We start from the raw sequence: 17,786 nt of genomic DNA on the forward strand, positions 1-17,786 counted from the left end.
CATACGGCGGGTGAGTGTTCCCTGCCAGGGTGGTTTGAGGTTCTGCTCCCGCCCCTGTACCCGACATGACGTGGCGTTGAGGCAGCGTCGGCAGGCTGCCTACTACATAATTACTGTTATGTGGATCTCGCGCACAGGCGAGAGACCGGCCGGGCTACGGAGGACCGATGGACGACCTTGTTCAGTTCCTACGCGACCGCCTCGATGAAGACGAGCGAATCGCCAAAGCATGTGCGGGCAACGGCCAGTGGAACGCCGACGACATCGAGATCTACGGGAAGGAACTCGCCCCCGAGGTGCGCGCCCACATGGCGACCCACGACCCGGCGCGCGCCCTGGCAGAGGTGGCCGCCAAGAAGAGGATCCTGGACTTCTACGACGCAGCACACTCCGACGCGGTCCGGAACGCCGTAGGTATTGACTCCCAGGATGGCACCATCAGCGCCGCAACGGCGGCGGTGCGGTGCCTCGCCACCGTGTACGCCGACCACCCGGACTACAACGAGGCGTGGCGGCCGTGAGCTTGAACCGGCACGACAAGCGGTGCCCCGAGTGCGGCAGCGACGAGCTTGAAGAGCGCGGGCGCATGGAGGGCGGCTTCGGGGCCTCCGGCGGCTGTGACACCGCCATCATCGAATGCCAGCAGTGCCGCCACGTCTGGGACACCGAGATGCCCTATGACGTGCCCGCCGAACTCTGCGGCGCCCGCGCCGTGTTCTGGCCTGAGATGGAAGCGTGCGACGCCGAGTGCATCCGCCACCGGGGGCACAGGGGCACGATCCACGAAGACGAGATCCTGGGCACCTGGGACGAAGACGACCTGATGACGATCCATGCGGAGCACGACCGTGACTGATCTCGTTCCCAGAGAGAACGGGGGCCAGCTCGCCGCGCGCACCCGCAGTGCCGCCGACGACTGGCCCCCCGAAGCCCTCGACTTCGCCACCGAACTCGCCGACCACTACCCCGCAGGCGACCCCTACCCCACACTCGTCGGGGCCTGGATCGCCCGCCAGAAGACCCGCAACACCCGCCAGACCTACGTCCGCCAGTACCGCGTGTGGGACACCTACGCCCGCGAAACCGGCACCCACCCGCTTCAGGCCCGCTTCCCGCTCGCCGAAGCGTTCTCCCGGCACCTGGAGACCGCGCCCACCCTGCAACCGGTCAAAGGCGGCTTCCGCGGGCAGAAAGCCCCCACCGGCCCGCCGCGCTCCGACGCCGCCCGCGCCAACCTGCTCTCCGCCTGCTCCTCCTTCCACAAATACGCCGTCCGCGCCCTCGGCGACGGCATCGACCCCTTCGACCTCGTCGCCCGCCCCGAACTCGACCAGGACGGCTCCGACACCCAGGGCAGCACCGAAGACGAGACCGCGCTCCTGCTCACCGCCGCGTACGAAGACGGGCCCCGCTCCTACGCCCTCCTGCTCGCCATCTATACCGTGGCGCTGCGGCTCGACTCCGCGCTCAGCGCCCGCGTGGAAGACCTCGGCTACGACAAGGGCCACCGCATCCTCACCGTCCGGCTCAAGGGCGGCCGGCGCAAACCGAAGGTGGTACCGCCAGCCACCGGGCACGCCATCGACGTCTACCTCAGCGGCCGCACCAGTGGCCCGCTGTTCCAGACCCGCACCGGCAACCCGCTGGACTCTACGTACGTGTGGCGGCTGGTCCGGCGTCTCGCGGCCCGGGCGGGCATCGCCAACGCGGCCACGTTCCATCCGCATGTCCTCAAGCACGATGCGGTCACGCATGCTCTGGACGCCCCGGATGCCAAGCTCCACCACGTTCAGGATTTTGCCGACCACAAGGACCCCCGTACCACGCGCCGTTACGACCGGCGCCGCGGCCGGCTCGACAACAGCCCCGGCTACCGCATCGCCGCGCGCATCGCGGAGCGCTTGCCCTCAGACGACTGAGCAGACATCGTGCGGCGGGGATTGCACGGGTGCGGAAGGAGTGGACGAGTGAGCGAAAGGCAGTCGGCGGCTATTCGGCGTCTGGAGGCGTTGGTCGAGCGGGTCGCGCCGCGGGATGAGGCGGCGTGGGAGCGGCGGCCGCCGCTCAGGCGGGGCCGGCTGGTGTCCGGCTCGCGGGCGAAGCAGCTGCGGGCCACGCTGGCGCAGTTGGACCGTGCGGTCGGGCATGAGGGCATGCCGGACCGGTGTGGCCGGTCGGTGAAGGCACTGCTCGCGCCGGAGGCGGTGGACGCGTTCCTGGAGCTGGCGGCGGAGGGGGTTTTCCGCAGCCCGGACCTGAAGGCAGCGGCGGGCCGTGCGCTGCCGTGGTCGACGATCGCGACGCTGCGGGACTGCCTGGTGATCCTGGGCGAGGAGGCCGGGGTGGCGGTGGTGGTGCCGCGGGTGTACCGGCAGCGCCTGGACCTGGCACCGGTGGCCGGCCAGGAGCAGTTGGCAGCGGTCTACGGGCGGCTGCTCCTGTCGATGAGGGATGAGCCGGTGGATGCGCTGATGGCGAGGTCGCTGGCGTGTGCGGGGCTGGTGTTGGATGCGCGGATGCGGTCGGGGGATCTGGCGTCGCGGCGGGTGGAGCATCTGCATCTGGATGATGAGGGGGTGCGTGGGTGGAGGCGGCGTGGACGCCGCAGGGGCCGGCGCGGGATCGGGCGCAGTCGGGGGAGGCGGTGCTGTCGGCCGGTACGGCGGCGGCGCTGCGTCGGTGGCTGCGCTTCCGGGACCGGTTGGTAGGCGGGTTGACGGGGGCAGATCACGGGATGCTGTGGGTGACGGTGAAGGCGCGGGGACGGCCGGTTCGCGGAGAGTTTCAGACGTACGAGGCGGGCCTGCCGTTGCGGGCGCAGGGCATCTCGATGAGTTTTGCGTCGGGGATGCAGCGGCTGAACATGATGTTGGCGGAGCAGTGGCGAGGGCCGGGCCCGTGGGTGCCATTGCCGTCGCGGATAGAGCAGTGGCGGCGGGGCGCGGAGTGGGCGCAGGAGCGGGAGTCTGCTGGCTGATCAGAGACCGGGTATGGGGTCCTGGACGACGTCAGTAGTGGGGTGGTGTTGGACGCGGGTGAGCGGATCGCATTCCGGGCCCATGCCGCGTGTTCTGCTGGTTGCGTCGTGGAGTTCGCGTCGGCAGCGGCGGCAGTAGTTATCTCGGGTGCAGATTCGTAGTCAGGCATGTAGGTCATGGGGTCGTTTTCGTAAGGCATGTATGCCCTACGGCCTCCCCCAACTTCATTTCGGTCGAAACGAAGTTGGGGACCTCGGTTCGACCGAACCGAGGTCACAAATCGGGCGCCCCAGCGGCCGCAGACAGCAGATCGGCGGTACGGCCCACGGGCCTCCCTGTTGCTGCTGCCTTCCAGCTCGGCCCGTGCGCAGCCGCTCGACGGAGGCCCGGGCGCTCCGGCGGTCCCGGCCCAGCGCAAGGCCCGCCGTGAGTACGAGAACCGCGTCAACGCCCTTCAGGCTGCAACAGCCAGACCATGATCCATCTCAGCGCCAACCACGGTTCGATTGATCCCTGGGGCCGGGATGGCTTCATCGCTGGCCTTCATCCCGTGCTCCTTAGGTTGGTGGTGGCGCTGTGGCGAGTTCGGAAGGTACGCTGTGCGTACGCGCATCATCTGTCCAGGCCACCATCCAATTCGGGCGGTGGCCTTCGTCATGTTCGGAGTCAGTTCTGCGCGGCGGCGGCCAGGCAGGCGGCAATAACTACGACAGACGGAGTGTCGCAGGGGAAGTCGGGATTCGCCCCGTTGGTGCACGTTAGTCCTGAGTCGCCGGACTCGTTGGTCACTGACCAGACGGCGCCGGACGGGTGGCGGAGGATGCTGAGAGGCATCTCCTCGTCGGGGATCCACCCTGCGGCTTGCAGAGCTTCGAGCACGTCGAGTCGTCCGTGCCAGTCGCCCGGTTCAGGTACGTCGATGACAAGGTGCAGATTCGGCATGGTGCTCCTTAAGCCGCGAGGCTGGCCTGAGTCTGGTTGATGCAGTGGGCGGGCAGGTAGTCGCGGCCGAGTTCGCGGGCGATGAGCTGTGCGGGCGTACGGACGATGATGACGCGTCCGGCGGGAGTCGTTGCCTCGGCGGGTTCCAGGGCGAAGGCGATCCTGTGGCAGGTGTAGCTGATGATCCGGTGCAGGTAGAAGCGGCGGGCGTCGCCCCGGAGTCGGCACATGGCGCGGATCTCGATGCGGCCGGACTTGGTGGTGCGGATGTCGTAGGGCTCCACGGTCCTCACCGTGATCTCACCGTCGGTGTCGCGGTAGGTGAGGGTGACGGCGGTGCGGCGGTCGAGGGCGCGGTAGAGGTCAGTGAGGGTGCGGTGGGTGGTCTGCCGGTTGGTGTGCCGCATCGGGGTCCCCCTGGGTGGTGGTGTGGGTCCACTCTCCCATTTAACGAGTGCGTACGCAATAGTTAAATGGTACGGTGAAGCCACCGGGACCCGCCCAGCCGTACGGGTTTGCCTGTTGCGTACGCACTAGCCAAATGGAGGACACTGTGGGAAACACCCGCCCACGCCCGCCCGGCCGCCCCCGGTCCGAGCGGCGCGCACCGCCGAGAGGACCCCGCCCCGTGCCCAAGAAGGACGACGACCTGCTCCGCCGCCTGTCCCGAGCCTCCGCCCATCTGCGCGACACCGGAGCCCCCGACCTGGCGGACGCCGTGGACGAGATGTGTGCTCCCACCGGCTGGGGCAAGCTGCGCCGCGCCATCGAAGCCGCCAGCCCCCTGCCCCGCAACGTCGCGGTCTACATGCCCCGCGAGGAGCGCGACCACCTGCGCCAGGCCGCCGCCGACCGGAACCTGGTCCTGACGGAAGAAGCACACGAGGGCCTCCGCCGGTTCCTGGCCGGCGAGTTCACGCCGGTCAACCTGGGACGCGGCCCGTACACCGGCGACACCGTCTTGAGCAACCTGAACCTGCGTCTCGACCCCGACCTGCGCTCCCGCGCCGATGCCCACGGCAAACAGCTCAAGGAGACCGGCGAACTGGACTGGACGCCGAAGGCGGTGCACGTCGTACGGCAGTACCTGCTGCAGCGGATGCCGATGCCGAAGACGCCGGCCCGCCGGTAGCCGCCCGGCGGGGTGCGCCGTGCGGACGCCGACACCGTGCCCGCGCCCCGCTGCACCACACACAACCTGATATCTGGAGAGACCTCATGGCTGACGCCGTGCAGGCCCCCGCCACCGCGGAGGGCCCCACTCAGCACACCCAAAACCAGGCCGCCCGCCTCAACCCGTACCAGCTGCGGATGCTGCACAAGGCCATCGCCCCCGGCCGCGTACAGCTCAAGCAGGGCCTGGCCCACGTCGAAGCCTGGGACGTCCGCCGCCACCTGATCCGCATCTTCGGTTTCGGCGGCTACTCCATCGAAACGGTCTCGCTCGACCTGGTGGCCGAACGTGAGAAGAAGGACGGGGACCGCTCCCGGTGGACCGTGGTCTACCGCGCCCAGGTGCGCCTGACCCTGTACAGCACGGACGGCAGCGAACTCACGCACTTCGAGGACGGCGCGGCTGGGGACGCGATCAATCAGCCCAAGCTGGGCGACGCCCACGACATGGCGATGAAGACGGCCCTGTCCCAGGCGTTGAAGCGGTGCGCCACCAACCTCGGCGACCAGTTCGGCCTGTCCCTGTACAACAACGGATCGAAAGACCCGGTAGTGAACTTCTCCGCCGCGCATCCGCCGCAGGAATGGCAGAAGCAGGCCGACCCCCGCAGCCTGAGCCGGAAGATCCGCCAGTGCAGCCCGAGCCGCAAGCTCCTCCGGCCGAGCCTGAGCCCTCCAGCCAGCGTGCGCTGACGCCCCAGGAGACGCAGAACCTGGTGCTGGAGAAGTTCAAGCCCAAGGTGGCCAACGGCTGGAACAACCTCGACGACACCCGCAAGAACCTCCTGGAAGCCAAGGCGACCGCCCTGCTCAACGAGGTGGTACCCGCTGGGCCCGACCAGGCGCCGACACGCATCGAGGACTTGCTGAAGAACCGCATTGCCGAGTTGGAAGCCGCCCGTCGCGAGAGGAACGCCGCGTGAGCGCCGAAGACACTCACCGCCAGCACGGCACGTACGTGAAGTACAAGCTGGACAACTGCCGCTGCTATCCGTGCTGCTTCGCCGAAAGCGAGTACCGCGTCAACCGCGAACGCGCCATCGCTTACGGCACCTGGCAGCCCTACGTCGACGCAGAACCCGTCCGCCGGCACGTCCGGGCGCTGATGGAGTTCGGGATCGGCTGGAAGCGGATCGCCGCGTTGGCACATGTGCCCACCGGCGTACTGACCAAGCTGCTGTACGGGCATCCGCAGCGGAACCTGGCGCCCTCGAAGGGGCTGCGCCCCAAGAACGCGCAAGCGCTGCTGGCCGTCCAACCGACCCTGGACAACCTCGGCGCCGCTGTCGCAGCCGACGCGACGGGTACCCGGCGTCGTCTGCAGGCGCTGGTCGCCGCGGGCTGGCCGCAGCACCACCTGGCCGTCCGGCTCGGCATGACGGACACGAACTTCGGTTCCACGTTGCGCCGGGCCCGCGTCGTGCTCCGCACCGCCCGCGCCGTGCGCGCGCTGTACGACCAGCTGTGGCGCACCGACCCGCGCGAGCACGGCGTCGACGCCCAGGCATACAGCCGGGCCCGCAACCACGCCATGCGGCAGGGCTGGGCCCCGGTCGGCGCATGGGACGACGACACCATCGATGACCCCAATGCCGTGCCCGAAACGGGCGCGGCGCAGCGCCTCAACCGCGACGAGCGTGCGGCGGTCCGCAGGGAAGAGATCCGGCACCTCCACGCTCTCGGCGTCTCCGACTACGAGATGGCCAAGCGGCTCGGCATGGGCTACTCCACCGTGCGAGCCATCGTGGAAGAACTTGGCACCGGACAGTGCCGGATCCGGCGTACTGAAGCAGCCGCAGCCTGACGTGGCCCTGGCCCGTCAACTGGACGTGGAGGGGCGGGAGGTGGCGGCCGAGACGGTCGGACCGCCCGCCCCTTCGCCGTCTTCCCGCCGCCCCGTGCCGGTCCCGGTCGATCTGCTGCTGTCCGGCCCGTGTCACGGGCAGCTCGATATCCCTCTGCCCCTGGAGGAGTCCTCCCGTGAAGCGACTCAAGCGACTGCCCACCCAACTCTGTTCTGACCTGGCGGCCGCAGGTCTGGCGGTGGCCGCGCTGCCCCTGCTCGCCGCGGTCAGTGCGCAGGCCGCGTACTGCCGGCTGCTGCGCCGCCTCGACCGGCGGCGCCGGCGCCGGGAGCGCGACCGGCGCTTCATGGCCGCGGTGCACGTCCAGCGCACCGCCGAAGCGATCGTCGCCGACCATGCCGCGCTGTGGGCCGGCCTCTACGACACCCCGCACATCGAACCCCGCCACCGCGGGGGCCGTTCCGTCACCGCATAGGAGGTGAGCGCCATGCTCACAGCCCTGTTCGTGGCGCTGGCGCTCACCCTCACCACCGGCCTCGTGGCCGGATGGCGGCTGCGCCGCGCCCTGACCGCCGAACGCGCCGCCCGCCGCCTGGCGGATGCCGCGCACGTCCGCGACACCGCCGCCTTCGTCGCCGCCGTCCGTAACGGGCAGCGCCACCACCACCGCACGCACGCCGTCCTCGCCGACGCCGACGCGGTCCTCGACCGTGCCCTGGCCGCACACCACCCGCACACCCGCCGCAGAGAGGGGGACGGCCATGACTGACTCGCGCCGCGCCTGGTTCACCCTGTCCGAGCACCGCCACTACCGCTACCGCGGCTGCGCCCCCGACCCCGACCAGCCGTCCCGCGCCCAGGGCGACACCGCGGTGTCGGTCAACGTCTGGCTTTCGCATTCGGAGGACGGCGGGGAGGAACCGGCCGACCGCCGCGAGCGCGAGCAGGCCGCGGTCGCGGTATGCCGGGCCTGCCCGATCCTCGCCGCGTGCCGTACGTACGCCCTGTCCGTCACCGCCGACGGGCGCCTGGCGGAGCCGGAGGGCGTGTGGGGCGCCATGACGTCCCTGGAGCGTCACCGCGACCTCGTGGCCCGCCGTACGCGGGACGTGGCGTACCAGGAGCAGCTGGCCGCCGAGCAGCGCGAACGGGCCCTGCGCGAGGCCTCGACGCCGCAGAAGCAGGCCGTCCTGGTCGCGCTCGCACGCGAGACCGACGAGCGGCTCGTGGCGTACCGGGCGGACATGGACGTCCGCACCGCCAACTGGCACCGGGCGATCCTCGCCGGTCTGCTGGGCCTGGACCGGGAGACCGCCACCCGCCAGCAGCTCCTCACCGCGGCACGCCGCCTCGGCGTCCTCGGCCCCATCCGCGTACGGCGGGACGGACGCTGGCCGATCGCCGCCGCCCCCAACACCGAAGGCACCAGGCAGCGCCGGCTCGCGCCCGGCATGCCGGTCCCGAAGCGGCCGGAGCTGCCGGTGCAGCTGCCGCTGCCGGGCTACGAGTACCTGCCCCGCACCTGGCCCACCCCCACACCCGCCCGCACCGCGCCGCCGGCACCCACCGGGCCGCGGCTGCGGCTCGTGCCCGCACCCGCCGAACACCTCACCCTCCCCCTGCCCGACCCCGCACCCGCCCTGGAGACCGCCGCATGACCACCACCCCCCAAGCCCCGGACACCGCGGCGGCCGACCACACCCTGCACGCCCGCAACCTCTACTCGGCGCACGTCATCGCCGGCGTCCTCGACGCCGGACTCCTCGCCCACGCCGGACACCCCGACCGGCTCCCGCACGCCCTGTGGCCCGACGCCGACCCCGACCTCGTCCAGGCCATCTGGAACCAGGCCCTGACCGTCGGCATATGGGCGGGCAAGGCCCTGCTCGGGCCGCGGTGGCGCCCGGAGGAACTCGACCAGCACCAGCACGCCCTCGCCGACGCCGGGTTCACGGCCATGGCCCGCGGCGTGCGTACGGCAGCCTCCTGCGGACGCACCCACCCCCACCCCGCCGACACCGACACGAACGACGCCACGGTGCGCGGAGAGCACTGGTGACCCACGGCCGCGGCCGACCGGCCACCTTCGACCAGGCCGCACAGGACACCTACCTCAACCTCATCACCTCCGGCATCCGTCTCGGTGACGCCGCCGCGCGGTGCGGCATCGACCGCACCACACCCCACCACCTCGCCCGCCGCGACACCGCATTCGCCGACCGGCTCCGCGACGCCAAGACCGCCGGACGCGCCGTACGCACCGCCCCGGAAAACCTCCGGCACGGCGACCCCAGCACCTACACCAACCACGCCTGCCGCTGCCCGCCCTGCACCACCGCCGCCACCCGCGCACGAGCCAACGCACCTGACCGAAAACCGACCCCCGTCCACCGGCTCCCCGCACCCCAGAACCCACCCGCAGAAACCAAGTTGCTCATGCTGGCCGATGTCTCGTAGTGCCCGGCCGCAGGCCACAGCCCCCACGCAAGATCAGGTTATTTATTCCACATTTCTATACGACACCCCGGCACGGGAAAGACGAGGCGGACATGACCAGCCGATACGAAAGTGCGACCAGTTTCCGACACGTGACGCAAGGGGGTGGAGGAGTGGCGAGGTCAAGCGATAGGCTCAGCCTTGCGCCAGACGACCACTCAGGTCCCGACGGCCACTCAAACTGCAGAGCAAATGGAGCGGCCCCGCTCCCCCGGCTGGTAACCGGGATCGTGGCGGGGCCGTTGCCGGGAGACACCCCGGCCGCCGCCAACCCCGAGATCAGCAAAGAGGTCGACGACATGCACGAGAGTACCCGGACCACCGGGCTATCAGACAGTGGGACTCAAGCCACCGCCGTGAAGATCACACCGGCGTCGCTGAGCGGAGCCCCTGTCCCCACAACCAACGGCCTCCGGTGACCGGCGGAGGGGCCGGCATGAGCCCCGACGACCGCGACGGAATGCTCCGCTACGACCAGCTCGCCTCCCGCGTCTACAGCGAACGCCGCATGCCCCAGGGCACCCGCGACCTCATCCTGGCCCTCGGCTGGGTAGCGCTGCGCGACCCGCGACGCCACGACCCAGCCGCCGAAGGCCAGTGGACACGCGCCCGCGAGGTGCTGAACACCGACAACAAGACCATGTGGACGCTCGTCGCCGAGGACGCGCCCCGCTACGACCCGGCGCTCCATGACGACTCACCCTGGGGCTGCCAGGCTCCCATGGTGCGCGTGAACCGGCTGTGCGGCCGCAACACCATCATCGGCTTCTCCGAGTGCGACCCGTTCACCGGCTGGTCCCGGCAGTGGGGGTTCTGCTCCCGGCCGCGATGCCAGCAGTACGCTCGCCCCATCGAAGAGCGGGCCCGTCACAGCTTCACCCAGCGTCCCGAGCCGATCCCGAACGCCGGCGGGCTGCTGCCGCTGTTCTTCACCTGGGACTGGGAGCCCAAGTACCGCAAGGCCATGGAGCTGATCAAGCACCAGTCCTCGTGGGAGCCCCCTCGTACGGCCTGTCAGCGGACGAGTGGCCGACCGTGCCGGGCAACGAGCCCGTCCAGGCGTTCCCGAAGCTGCGGCTCATCGCGTCCAACGGCGAAATCGTCAAACAGTCCGGACCCACGCTGATCGGACAGGGGGCGTAATGAACGAGGAAACGAACCGGATGCTCAACCCTGAGCGCCCCACCGAAAGCCTGGCGGACAAGCAAGCTCGGCTCCAGCGTCAGCAGAAGCTCCCAGACATCCTCGCCTGGACGGAGAACGCCATCTCCCGCATCGAATCGATCGCGCGCGCCGCTACGGAGCGGCAGCCGTACGACGAGTGGGACGCGGCAGGCGCTGGAACTGAGAACGACACCGCCCGTTCCCACTGGGAAGTCGTAGCCATCGCTCGGATGAAGCCGACTCCAGCCGCATATGACTTGGCCCAGTACATCGCGCTGCACGACCCCGCGTCGGTCCTGCGCCGCTGCACTGCCGACCGCAAGCTCCTGGAGTTGCACGAGCCCCGGCCGGACGGCAGCGGATTCCCGGACAGCCTTCAGTGCCCGACGTGCAGTGAGTCCGGCGGCGACGGCTACCAGTACCTGGTGTACGCGCCCTGCCCGACGCTCCTTGCGGTCGCTGAGGGCTACGGCTGGACGGAGGCCGAGCGATGAGCGTTCTCCCCGGTGCAGTTGGCCCTATGACCACAGAAGAACTCAGCGACACCATCGCCGCCGCCATCACCTCCCACAGTCACCGATCAAGTGTGTCAACGCTGAAGTGGGAGGTCGGCCTCGTCATGTCGGCCGTCGAAAAACACGTTGCGCTTCGGCTCCGGGACCAGGCCGACAAGCTGGACGACGGCACCCATAACGCCGCTGAGCTTCTCCGGGAAGAGGCCGGCCGGCTAGAGACCGTCAGCGAGGCGCATCTGCGCCGTCTCACCACAAGCTCCCCGCGCATTACCAGTGCGGGACAGACCCCACCCACTGAGACGGAGGGCGAGCGATGAGCGGCTACCTGCACTCCGGCGACCCCGACTTCGGCTGGGAGTTCCGAGCCGAAGACTTCGCGTACGCCCGACTCGCCGAGGAACTGGCCGAGGCAGAACGTCTGCCTGCCGGGCCGGAGCGTGATGCCGCCGTGGATCGTGTCGTCTCGCTCCGGTTGGTGGTCACGATGCACGCTACCTACGTCGATGCTCAGGGCCGAAGCTGGGCCCGGTGCTTTACCTGTCACGGCGCCGAAGGTTTCCCATGCTCCACTCTGCGTTTCATCCTCCGTATGTGGCGCGACCACGCGGACTACCGGCCCGGATGGAACGAGACCTTGGACGGCCCCAGCGGGCCTAGCAGTTGGTCCCGCGACATGCTGCGCGTCGCCGAGCGTGGCGGCTTCCGCAATGACTTCCTCGCCGAGCAGGCGCAGGGACAGACTCCACCCACTGAGGGGGATCAGATGACGTAGTCCATATCGGGCGGGAGGTCCTGCTGCTCCCCTGCCAGGGAGCGCTTCCTCAACCGCCGGCCGCTACCGCCGTTCAGTGGTGCCACCCACTGTCCGGACCTTGCGGCCCTTTTCCACGGCCCGGTCTGCCAGGACCGAGCTAAGGCCCATCGGGTGCCACCCCGTCGGGCGTTTCAGGTTCTTCCGGAACCACCACCGCAGAAGCCGGGCTTTTTCATGCCCGCTTGCGCGACGACAGGAGTTATCTTGCACGACCGCAGCACCCTTTGTCAGCCCGAGCGCGCCGCCATGGGCGATTCGCGCCGAATGTCACACGAAACTGGCGGCACCCAGTGCCCCGAAAACCGCCTCCACGTGGCACCCGCCGACCAGTGGATCAGCACCAGCGCCGGACGCATCGCCACCTGTCCCTACTCCTGGATGCAGGCCGTCCACTGGGTCGCAGGCTCCGGCCTCTACACCCCCAGCCGCACCCACGGCCCGAAGTGGGGCCCCACCACCATCGCCATCGCGCAGGAGATCGCCGCGCTCGCCGAGTGCCGGCCCGGCATCGCCTACCTCGCCCGCAAGGTCAAGGTCTCCGAGCGCACGGTGAAGTACCACCTCGGCATGCTGCGCGAGACAGGACTCCTCGCCTACCGCTCCAAGGGCACCCGCATCACCTCCGCCATCCGCCAGGCGTCCGTGTACGAGCGCGTCATCCCCCGGCCTTCGACACCGCCCTCGGCATCCGCACCCGCCTCGAGGACGGTGCCGCCGCCTACACCCGCCGTCCGGTCGGCATCGCCGAGGAAGGCCGCTCGCTGATCGGGAAGCTGGCGAAGAAGGCCGCCCGCAAGGTCCGCCGCCGCCGTTCCCGCAAGCCCTCTCAGCGGGGACCGCGTTGCACCCCAATGCAGGGTGGTACCTCAGCGGCTTCTACTGCGGGTACATCTGGGTTTCCCTCTGAGAGCAAGCTCGCAAGCGGGAGCACCGAATCCCCCACCCCCAAGAAGCCCAGCAACACCCGCCGTACCCCCAACCGCGTCGGACGCCGCTACCAGCTCGCCGCCGAACTCATCACCGCCCTCCCGTGGCTCGGCCGCGCCAGCCGGGACCGCATTGCCTGGGTCACCCGCCACGTCGCCGACGCCGGCTGGAGCGCCACCGAGGTATGCGCCTACCTCCAGCAGATGCCCCTTGGATCCGACGACACCATCCGCCGCCCCTCCGGTGCCCTGGCCCGCCGTCTGAAGGGTGCCGTCCGGCTGCTGGCGACTCCTGCTGCCCGGCGCCGGTGCGTCGAGGCCATGCAGGCGTCCCGTGCCGCCGAGCAGCAGCGCCACAACCGCGCCCACTACGAGAACTTCGGCGGCGACGGCCCCCGCACCGCTGTCGCCCGCCGGGAGTGGGACCGCGCCCAGGCACTCATCCGCCAGCGCACCACCGCCATGCTGCCCGCAGTCGACGAGACCGACCTCATCACCACCGACAAGCCCGGCATCGACCTGGAGTCCCTGACCCGCGCCGAGGTCATCGACATGCGGGCCGCTGCCGCCCAGGACCCGGACGTCATCGGCCTCGCCATCGACCTCATGGGCGAAGACCAGGCCCGCCGCCTGTACACGAACACCGCCGTCAACCGCTACCTCGCCGACCAGCAGACCACCCATGCGTGACCACACCCCGAAGGCCAGGACGTGACCGAACCCGCAGAACTGTCCGGCGCCGACCTCGCCCGCCAAGTCCTCGCCGACTACAAGAAAACCACCTGGGCCATCCCCGGCCACGCCCCCGCCAAGCGGAAACCGCGCCCCGTCCGCAAGCGGGCCAGCGACCGCCGCGACCCAGTCGGACTCGGCAGCGTCCTGGGCCGGATGGAGGAGGAGCAGGGCTGGAAGACCGGAGTGGCCGGCGGCAGCCTCCTCGAGCAGTGGCCCGCCCTCTGCCCCGAACTCGCCGGAAAGGTCGCCCCCGCCCACTTCGACCCCGACACCGGGCGCCTCGACCTGCGGCCCGCCTCACCCACCTACGCGCAGCACCTGCGGCTCCTCGGGCGGCAGCTCATCGCCCGCCTCCAGGCCAAGGACATGCCCGTACGGTCCATCCGCGTTCTCGCCCCCGGCCCCCTCCCGGAGATGTCCACTTCGCCTGCCGCAGAGAGCCCGGCCCCTCGAGAGGAGGCCCCGGTCAAGGCCCGCGCCGACGGATGCGCCGGCTACCACGCAGCGATAGCCGCCCACCAAGCCGCCGCCGACCACCGCACCGACACCGAGATACAGCAACGCACCCGCGCCGTCGCCGAAGAACAGGTCCGCGCCATGCGCGCCCACCGCGAACCGGAGTCCGAGAACCGCGAGGCGTTCTGGTTCGCCGCCGACCTCGAGGAGACCGCGGCCGCCGACCCGGAGCAGACCCGGCAAGCCGCCATCCGCCGCGCCCGCGACCAGAAAGCCGGACGCGCCCCTGCCATCCCCACTGCCTTCCAACGCACCGCCTGAACGGAGACGACCATGAGCTACGACATCTGCCTCGAGATGACCGTCGACACCGGCAACCCCGAGCCCTACCGCATCTGCCCCGAGGACATCGGCAACTACACCGGCAACGTCTCCGGCATGTGGGACGAAGCCCTCGGCTACCGCCTCGCCGACCTTCACGGCAAAACCGCAGGCGACCACCAGACCGACCTCCAGATGGCCGTCGACGACATGACCTTCCGCGCCGGCCACTACAAGACCATGAACCCCGCCAACGGATGGGGCAGCTACGAAGGCGCTCTGGGGTATCTGACTAAGCTGCGCGACGCCTGCATGGCCCACCCCAAGGCCACCATCCGCATCTCCCACTAGGAACTCCGTGCCCGACGCCCGCATCTTGGTGACCGGCAGCCGCTCGTGGAGTGACGCCCAGCTCCTCGCCGACGTCCTCCTCGACACCTGGCACGACGCCACCCAGCTCGGCCACCGCAGCATCGTCATCGTCCACGGCGGCGCCGACGGAGCCGACACCCTCGCCGACCTCTGGGCCCGCGGCGCAGGCCTGGACGTCGAAGTCCACGAAGCCGACTGGGGCCACTGCGGGCCCGACTGCCCACCCGGGCACCGGCGGCCGCGGTCCCGCGGCGGCGACTACTGCCCCACCGCCGGCCCCCGACGCAACCAACAGCTCATCGACGCCGGCGCCCACCTCGTCGTCGCCTTCCACCGTGACAGCTCCCGCGGCACCGCCGACTGCATCACCCGCGCCCAGGCCGCCGGGCTGCCCGTACGCCGTATCACCGAGTAGACCCGCCTCGGATTATCACGCCGTGATAATCCCGGAGCCGGGGAGTGAAAGCGGGACGACTTCCGCGTACCGGTTACCTCACAACTCGATCGAGTCAGTAAGGTGACGCCATGGCCTCTCCATACCCCAGTGGTGACCGGGAAAAGGTGGCGTCCAAGCTCACCTCGGCACTCCAGCAAGAACTCAAGATCCGCTGCGCCGAACTCGGCCTGGACATCCAGGAGGCCGCCACCGCGGCCATCACAGCCTGGCGCACCAGCACGGCCCCCGGCCCCGACGTCGACACGGCCGGCGCCAAGTCGTTCTCCACCTGGCTTCCCCGGGCCTGTACGACGACTTCAAAGCCGTGTGCACCGACCGCGACCTGTCCTACATCCAGGGCCTGGCACAGAGCATCCGCACCTGGCTCGACGACCACCCCTCGCCGAAGGAAGCCGACCAGCCCACCGAACCTCAGCGCTGGGTCGCCGCCAACCAGAAGGGCGGAGTCGGCAAGACCACTGTGGCGCTCGGTGTCGCCGAGTCCCAGGCCGAGGACATCGAAGACGGCACCGCCTGCCTCCGCCGCTACATCGAGTCCCTGGGCGACAACGACCTCAAGCGCATCGGCAAGACCAGCACCAAACTGCTCAACCAGATCGCCGAACAGACTTTCGGCGGCAAGCGCGTCCTGGTCGTCGACTACGACCCGCAAAGCCACCTCAGCGACCAGCTCGGCATCCCGCAGATCCCGCCCGGCGACGAAAGCCTCGTCACGCACATGGTCGGCGAAGCCGAGGGGAACATCCGCGACCTCATCGTCAAAATCGACGACCCGCGGTTCCGGGGCCGCCTGGACGTGCTGCCCGGGGCCTTCGACGGGTTCCTGCTCGACTCCAAACTCGCCCTGACCGCTGCCCAGTCCCGCGGCTTCCAGAAGGAAGCAGCCCTCGAACGCGCTCTGCGCCCCCTCGAGGACGACTACGACCTCATCGTCCTCGATTCCCCGCCCAGCCTGGGGCTGGCCATGGATGCCGCCCTTTACTACGCGCGCCGCCGGCGCAACGAGAAGGCCGGCCACTCGGGCGTCATCATCCCGGTTCAGGCCGAGGACTCGTCGGCGACCGCTTACAACATGCTCGTCGACCAGATCGAAGACCTCCGAAAAGACCTCGGCTTGGAAATCGACTACCTGGGCCTGGTCGTCAACCAGTACGACTCGCGCCGCGGCTACGTGGCCACGTCCTCGCTCGCGCAGTGGAACAACCTGCCCGACCAGAGGGTGCTCGCCGTCCTGGACGACCTGAAGGAACAGCGGGAAGCAGTCCGCCTGAAGAAACCGCTGCTCGCGTACGCGCCCACCAGCAAGCAGGCCAACACCATGCGCATGATCGCCATGGGGGCGTCCCGGTGAGCAAAGCAGCCCAGCTCGGCAACAGTCAGGCCTTCGGACGGGCCACCACCGCACGCAGTTCCCGCCGCAACGAGACCGACCGCGCCATCAACGGCCCCGGCGCGGCAGAAGCCGCCATCACCGACCTGCCCGTCACCCTCATCAGTGACAACCCCGACAACCCCCGCAACCACCTGCGTGCACTCCAAGAGACCGTGGACTCCGTCCGCGAAGTCGGCGTCATCCTGCCCATCGTCATCGCCACCGTAGAGGCCTACCTCCACGAACGGCCCGACCGCGCCGACGACCTGGACGACGGAGCGCAGTACATCGTCGTCGACGGCCACCGCCGCCTCGAAGCGGCCCGTCGCGTCGGTCTCGCCACCATTCCGGTCCGCGTCGACAACGCCCGGGTCAGCAGCGACGAAGCCCTCCTCGAAGCTGCCTTCGTCGCCAACTACCACCGCGACGACATGACGGACCTGGAAGAAGCCCAAGCGCTGAAGTCACTGGTCGACTACTACGGAAGCCAGACCAAAGCCTCCAAGCGGCTGGGCATTCCTCAGAACACCATCTCCAGCAAGCTGTCCCTGCTGAAGCTGTCTCCTGAACTGCAGAAGGACCTGGTCACGGGCGAGCGTCAGGTCGAGCACGTCCGCAACCTGGGCAAGCTCTCGCCGGAGGAGCAGAAGGCCAAGGCCGACGAGCGGGCCGAAACCGCGCATCGCAAGAGGAAGGCGGCCGAGGGTGCCGCCCCGGCGCCGACGTCTTCGCCTCCGGCCGGGAGCGGCGCGGTCGTCGACATGCCGGCCCAAGTATCACGCCGTGATAATCCCGAGGCCGCCCCCGCACCCAACGAAGGGCCAGCGCCTGCAACTGACCACTCTGTACCGGCTGGAAACCCGGGCGGAGAAAAGCAGCCAAGCAACGAGTCCACCCGCCACCACGCCCCCGAACCGGCGGATGACCTGCCCGACCTCGTACTGGTGAACTCGATGCCCTTCGACGACCCGCCGATGGTGCTGCGCATCCTGCGCACCCGCATGGAACCCGACGCCTTCGCTCAACTGATCAAGGAAGGTGCGGAGCAGCTCACCACCCCACAGGGGTAGCAGTCACCGCATCTACCCCTGTGGTCAGCAGCGGGGCTAGACTGCCGTCATCTGACGGGCGTGTGCTCGTGAGGTCTCCCGCCCCCGGTACGGACGTAGCGTTGTCGGCAAAACAACCGTTGCGGATCCCGGCCGGGGGCGTCCTCATGTCCACCCCGCGGCGTAGCCCGCCACCGCCAGCAGCGGGCCG

Annotated in this window: 26 protein-coding genes and 1 pseudogene; 24 read left to right on the forward strand and 3 right to left on the reverse strand. The window is 69.7% G+C overall.

Features of this window, described 5'->3' with window-relative positions; genetic code table 11:
- Positions 1 to 167: 167 nt before the first annotated feature.
- From ACEXOX_RS44785 to ACEXOX_RS44800, 4 genes are read left to right on the forward strand one after another with little or no spacing between them, the layout of a single operon-like run.
- Complete coding sequence (locus ACEXOX_RS44785; protein ID WP_406526876.1) at positions 168 to 521, forward strand: DUF6221 family protein; 354 nt, start codon at positions 168 to 170, stop codon at positions 519 to 521.
- A complete protein-coding gene (locus ACEXOX_RS44790) occupies positions 518 to 856 on the forward strand; it encodes a hypothetical protein (protein ID WP_406526877.1) in 339 nt (112 codons plus the stop codon). The genes ACEXOX_RS44785 and ACEXOX_RS44790 overlap by 4 nt, the downstream gene beginning before the upstream one ends.
- Positions 849 to 1,919, forward strand: a complete 1,071-nt coding sequence (locus ACEXOX_RS44795; protein ID WP_406526878.1) for a tyrosine-type recombinase/integrase — start codon at positions 849 to 851, stop codon at positions 1,917 to 1,919. Before ACEXOX_RS44790 ends, ACEXOX_RS44795 begins: the two co-directional genes overlap by 8 nt.
- A 48-nt stretch (positions 1,920 to 1,967) precedes the next feature.
- On the forward strand, positions 1,968 to 2,708 hold the full coding sequence (locus ACEXOX_RS44800; RefSeq protein ID WP_406526879.1) for a hypothetical protein: 741 nt from the start codon (positions 1,968 to 1,970) through the stop codon (positions 2,706 to 2,708).
- Between the two features lie 269 nt (positions 2,709 to 2,977).
- On the opposite strand, the gene ACEXOX_RS44805 is transcribed toward ACEXOX_RS44800, so the two are convergent.
- The 3 genes from ACEXOX_RS44805 to ACEXOX_RS44815 form a co-directional block, all read right to left on the reverse strand.
- Positions 2,978 to 3,133: a DUF6011 domain-containing protein gene (locus ACEXOX_RS44805; protein WP_406526926.1), complete on the reverse strand. Its 156-nt coding sequence runs from the start codon at positions 3,131 to 3,133 to the stop codon at positions 2,978 to 2,980.
- A 511-nt stretch (positions 3,134 to 3,644) separates the two neighbouring features.
- On the reverse strand, positions 3,645 to 3,920 hold the full coding sequence (locus ACEXOX_RS44810) for a hypothetical protein (protein WP_406526880.1): 276 nt from the start codon (positions 3,918 to 3,920) through the stop codon (positions 3,645 to 3,647).
- 8 nt (positions 3,921 to 3,928) lie between these two features.
- Positions 3,929 to 4,327, reverse strand: coding sequence for a WYL domain-containing protein (locus tag ACEXOX_RS44815; RefSeq protein WP_406526881.1), 399 nt, complete (start codon positions 4,325 to 4,327; stop codon positions 3,929 to 3,931).
- A gap of 221 nt (positions 4,328 to 4,548) precedes the next feature.
- Here ACEXOX_RS44815 and ACEXOX_RS44820 point away from each other — a divergent pair, with 221 nt between their 5' ends.
- The 20 genes and pseudogenes from ACEXOX_RS44820 (at position 4,549) to ACEXOX_RS44915 (ending at position 17,596) form a co-directional block, all read left to right on the forward strand.
- On the forward strand, positions 4,549 to 5,052 hold the full coding sequence (locus tag ACEXOX_RS44820) for a hypothetical protein (protein ID WP_406526882.1): 504 nt from the start codon (positions 4,549 to 4,551) through the stop codon (positions 5,050 to 5,052).
- 86 nt (positions 5,053 to 5,138) lie between these two features.
- Entirely contained in the window at positions 5,139 to 5,786 is a 648-nt protein-coding gene (locus ACEXOX_RS44825; protein ID WP_406526883.1) for a Rad52/Rad22 family DNA repair protein, read from the forward strand.
- Between the two features lie 23 nt (positions 5,787 to 5,809).
- Positions 5,810 to 6,016 carry a hypothetical protein gene (locus tag ACEXOX_RS44830; protein WP_406526884.1) on the forward strand — a complete coding sequence of 69 codons (207 nt, stop codon included), beginning with the start codon at positions 5,810 to 5,812 and terminating at the stop codon, positions 6,014 to 6,016.
- Positions 6,013 to 6,897 carry a hypothetical protein gene (locus ACEXOX_RS44835; RefSeq protein WP_406526885.1) on the forward strand — a complete coding sequence of 295 codons (885 nt, stop codon included), beginning with the start codon at positions 6,013 to 6,015 and terminating at the stop codon, positions 6,895 to 6,897. Before ACEXOX_RS44830 ends, ACEXOX_RS44835 begins: the two co-directional genes overlap by 4 nt.
- A 176-nt stretch (positions 6,898 to 7,073) precedes the next feature.
- The gene (locus ACEXOX_RS44840) at positions 7,074 to 7,373 is read left to right on the forward strand and encodes a hypothetical protein (RefSeq protein WP_406526886.1); all 300 of its coding nucleotides are present in this window, start codon (positions 7,074 to 7,076) and stop codon (positions 7,371 to 7,373) included.
- A 12-nt stretch (positions 7,374 to 7,385) separates the two neighbouring features.
- Positions 7,386 to 7,667, forward strand: a complete 282-nt coding sequence (locus ACEXOX_RS44845; RefSeq protein WP_406526887.1) for a hypothetical protein — start codon at positions 7,386 to 7,388, stop codon at positions 7,665 to 7,667.
- Positions 7,660 to 8,556: a WhiB family transcriptional regulator gene (locus tag ACEXOX_RS44850; RefSeq protein ID WP_406526888.1), complete on the forward strand. Its 897-nt coding sequence runs from the start codon at positions 7,660 to 7,662 to the stop codon at positions 8,554 to 8,556. Before ACEXOX_RS44845 ends, ACEXOX_RS44850 begins: the two co-directional genes overlap by 8 nt.
- Entirely contained in the window at positions 8,553 to 8,957 is a 405-nt protein-coding gene (locus tag ACEXOX_RS44855) for a hypothetical protein (protein WP_406526889.1), read from the forward strand. Before ACEXOX_RS44850 ends, ACEXOX_RS44855 begins: the two co-directional genes overlap by 4 nt.
- A complete protein-coding gene (locus ACEXOX_RS44860; protein ID WP_406526890.1) occupies positions 8,954 to 9,355 on the forward strand; it encodes a hypothetical protein in 402 nt (133 codons plus the stop codon). The genes ACEXOX_RS44855 and ACEXOX_RS44860 overlap by 4 nt, the downstream gene beginning before the upstream one ends.
- Positions 9,356 to 9,830: 475 nt before the next feature.
- Entirely contained in the window at positions 9,831 to 10,520 is a 690-nt protein-coding gene (locus tag ACEXOX_RS44865; protein WP_406526891.1) for a hypothetical protein, read from the forward strand.
- A gap of 16 nt (positions 10,521 to 10,536) precedes the next feature.
- A complete protein-coding gene (locus tag ACEXOX_RS44870; protein WP_406526892.1) occupies positions 10,537 to 11,052 on the forward strand; it encodes a DUF6221 family protein in 516 nt (171 codons plus the stop codon).
- Between the two features lie 26 nt (positions 11,053 to 11,078).
- Positions 11,079 to 11,390, forward strand: coding sequence for a hypothetical protein (locus ACEXOX_RS44875; protein ID WP_406526893.1), 312 nt, complete (start codon positions 11,079 to 11,081; stop codon positions 11,388 to 11,390).
- On the forward strand, positions 11,387 to 11,845 hold the full coding sequence (locus ACEXOX_RS44880) for a hypothetical protein (protein WP_406526894.1): 459 nt from the start codon (positions 11,387 to 11,389) through the stop codon (positions 11,843 to 11,845). The genes ACEXOX_RS44875 and ACEXOX_RS44880 overlap by 4 nt, the downstream gene beginning before the upstream one ends.
- A gap of 354 nt (positions 11,846 to 12,199) precedes the next feature.
- Positions 12,200 to 12,652 (forward strand): hypothetical protein, encoded by a 453-nt coding sequence (locus tag ACEXOX_RS44885; protein WP_406526895.1) that lies wholly within the window; start codon positions 12,200 to 12,202, stop codon positions 12,650 to 12,652.
- Positions 12,653 to 12,738: 86 nt separating this feature from the next.
- The gene (locus ACEXOX_RS44890) at positions 12,739 to 13,503 is read left to right on the forward strand and encodes a hypothetical protein (RefSeq protein WP_406526896.1); all 765 of its coding nucleotides are present in this window, start codon (positions 12,739 to 12,741) and stop codon (positions 13,501 to 13,503) included.
- Positions 13,504 to 13,524: 21 nt separating this feature from the next.
- The gene (locus tag ACEXOX_RS44895; protein WP_406526897.1) at positions 13,525 to 14,325 is read left to right on the forward strand and encodes a DciA family protein; all 801 of its coding nucleotides are present in this window, start codon (positions 13,525 to 13,527) and stop codon (positions 14,323 to 14,325) included.
- 12 nt (positions 14,326 to 14,337) lie between these two features.
- The gene (locus tag ACEXOX_RS44900; RefSeq protein WP_406526898.1) at positions 14,338 to 14,676 is read left to right on the forward strand and encodes a hypothetical protein; all 339 of its coding nucleotides are present in this window, start codon (positions 14,338 to 14,340) and stop codon (positions 14,674 to 14,676) included.
- Positions 14,677 to 14,683: 7 nt separating this feature from the next.
- Positions 14,684 to 15,112 (forward strand): DUF2493 domain-containing protein, encoded by a 429-nt coding sequence (locus ACEXOX_RS44905; protein WP_406526899.1) that lies wholly within the window; start codon positions 14,684 to 14,686, stop codon positions 15,110 to 15,112.
- 110 nt (positions 15,113 to 15,222) lie between these two features.
- Positions 15,223 to 16,505 (forward strand): annotated as a pseudogene (locus ACEXOX_RS44910) (ParA family protein).
- Complete coding sequence (locus tag ACEXOX_RS44915) at positions 16,502 to 17,596, forward strand: ParB/RepB/Spo0J family partition protein (protein ID WP_406526900.1); 1,095 nt, start codon at positions 16,502 to 16,504, stop codon at positions 17,594 to 17,596. The pseudogene ACEXOX_RS44910 and the gene ACEXOX_RS44915 overlap by 4 nt, the downstream one beginning before the upstream one ends.
- Positions 17,597 to 17,786: the final 190 nt, after the last annotated feature.

It is taken from the genome of Streptomyces sp. Ac-502, assembly GCF_045222935.1.
Classification (GTDB): Bacteria; Actinomycetota; Actinomycetes; order Streptomycetales; family Streptomycetaceae; genus Streptomyces; species Streptomyces monomycini.

Excerpts from the sequence above, each read along its gene's own strand:
- ACEXOX_RS44845 (WP_406526887.1), top strand. The coding sequence starts at position 7,386 with ATGCTCACAGCCCTGTTCGTGGCGCTGGCGCTCACCCTCACCACCGGC.
- ACEXOX_RS44900 (WP_406526898.1), top strand. The coding sequence starts at position 14,338 with ATGAGCTACGACATCTGCCTCGAGATGACCGTCGACACCGGCAACCCC.
- ACEXOX_RS44785 (WP_406526876.1), top strand. The coding sequence starts at position 168 with ATGGACGACCTTGTTCAGTTCCTACGCGACCGCCTCGATGAAGACGAG.
- ACEXOX_RS44855 (WP_406526889.1), top strand. The coding sequence starts at position 8,553 with ATGACCACCACCCCCCAAGCCCCGGACACCGCGGCGGCCGACCACACC.
- ACEXOX_RS44865 (WP_406526891.1), top strand. The coding sequence starts at position 9,831 with ATGAGCCCCGACGACCGCGACGGAATGCTCCGCTACGACCAGCTCGCC.
- ACEXOX_RS44875 (WP_406526893.1), top strand. The coding sequence starts at position 11,079 with ATGACCACAGAAGAACTCAGCGACACCATCGCCGCCGCCATCACCTCC.
- ACEXOX_RS44815 (WP_406526881.1), bottom strand. The coding sequence starts at position 4,327 with ATGCGGCACACCAACCGGCAGACCACCCACCGCACCCTCACTGACCTC.
- ACEXOX_RS44880 (WP_406526894.1), top strand. The coding sequence starts at position 11,387 with ATGAGCGGCTACCTGCACTCCGGCGACCCCGACTTCGGCTGGGAGTTC.
- ACEXOX_RS44890 (WP_406526896.1), top strand. The coding sequence starts at position 12,739 with ATGCAGGGTGGTACCTCAGCGGCTTCTACTGCGGGTACATCTGGGTTT.
- ACEXOX_RS44850 (WP_406526888.1), top strand. The coding sequence starts at position 7,660 with ATGACTGACTCGCGCCGCGCCTGGTTCACCCTGTCCGAGCACCGCCAC.
- ACEXOX_RS44870 (WP_406526892.1), top strand. The coding sequence starts at position 10,537 with ATGAACGAGGAAACGAACCGGATGCTCAACCCTGAGCGCCCCACCGAA.
- ACEXOX_RS44825 (WP_406526883.1), top strand. The coding sequence starts at position 5,139 with ATGGCTGACGCCGTGCAGGCCCCCGCCACCGCGGAGGGCCCCACTCAG.
- ACEXOX_RS44810 (WP_406526880.1), bottom strand. The coding sequence starts at position 3,920 with ATGCCGAATCTGCACCTTGTCATCGACGTACCTGAACCGGGCGACTGG.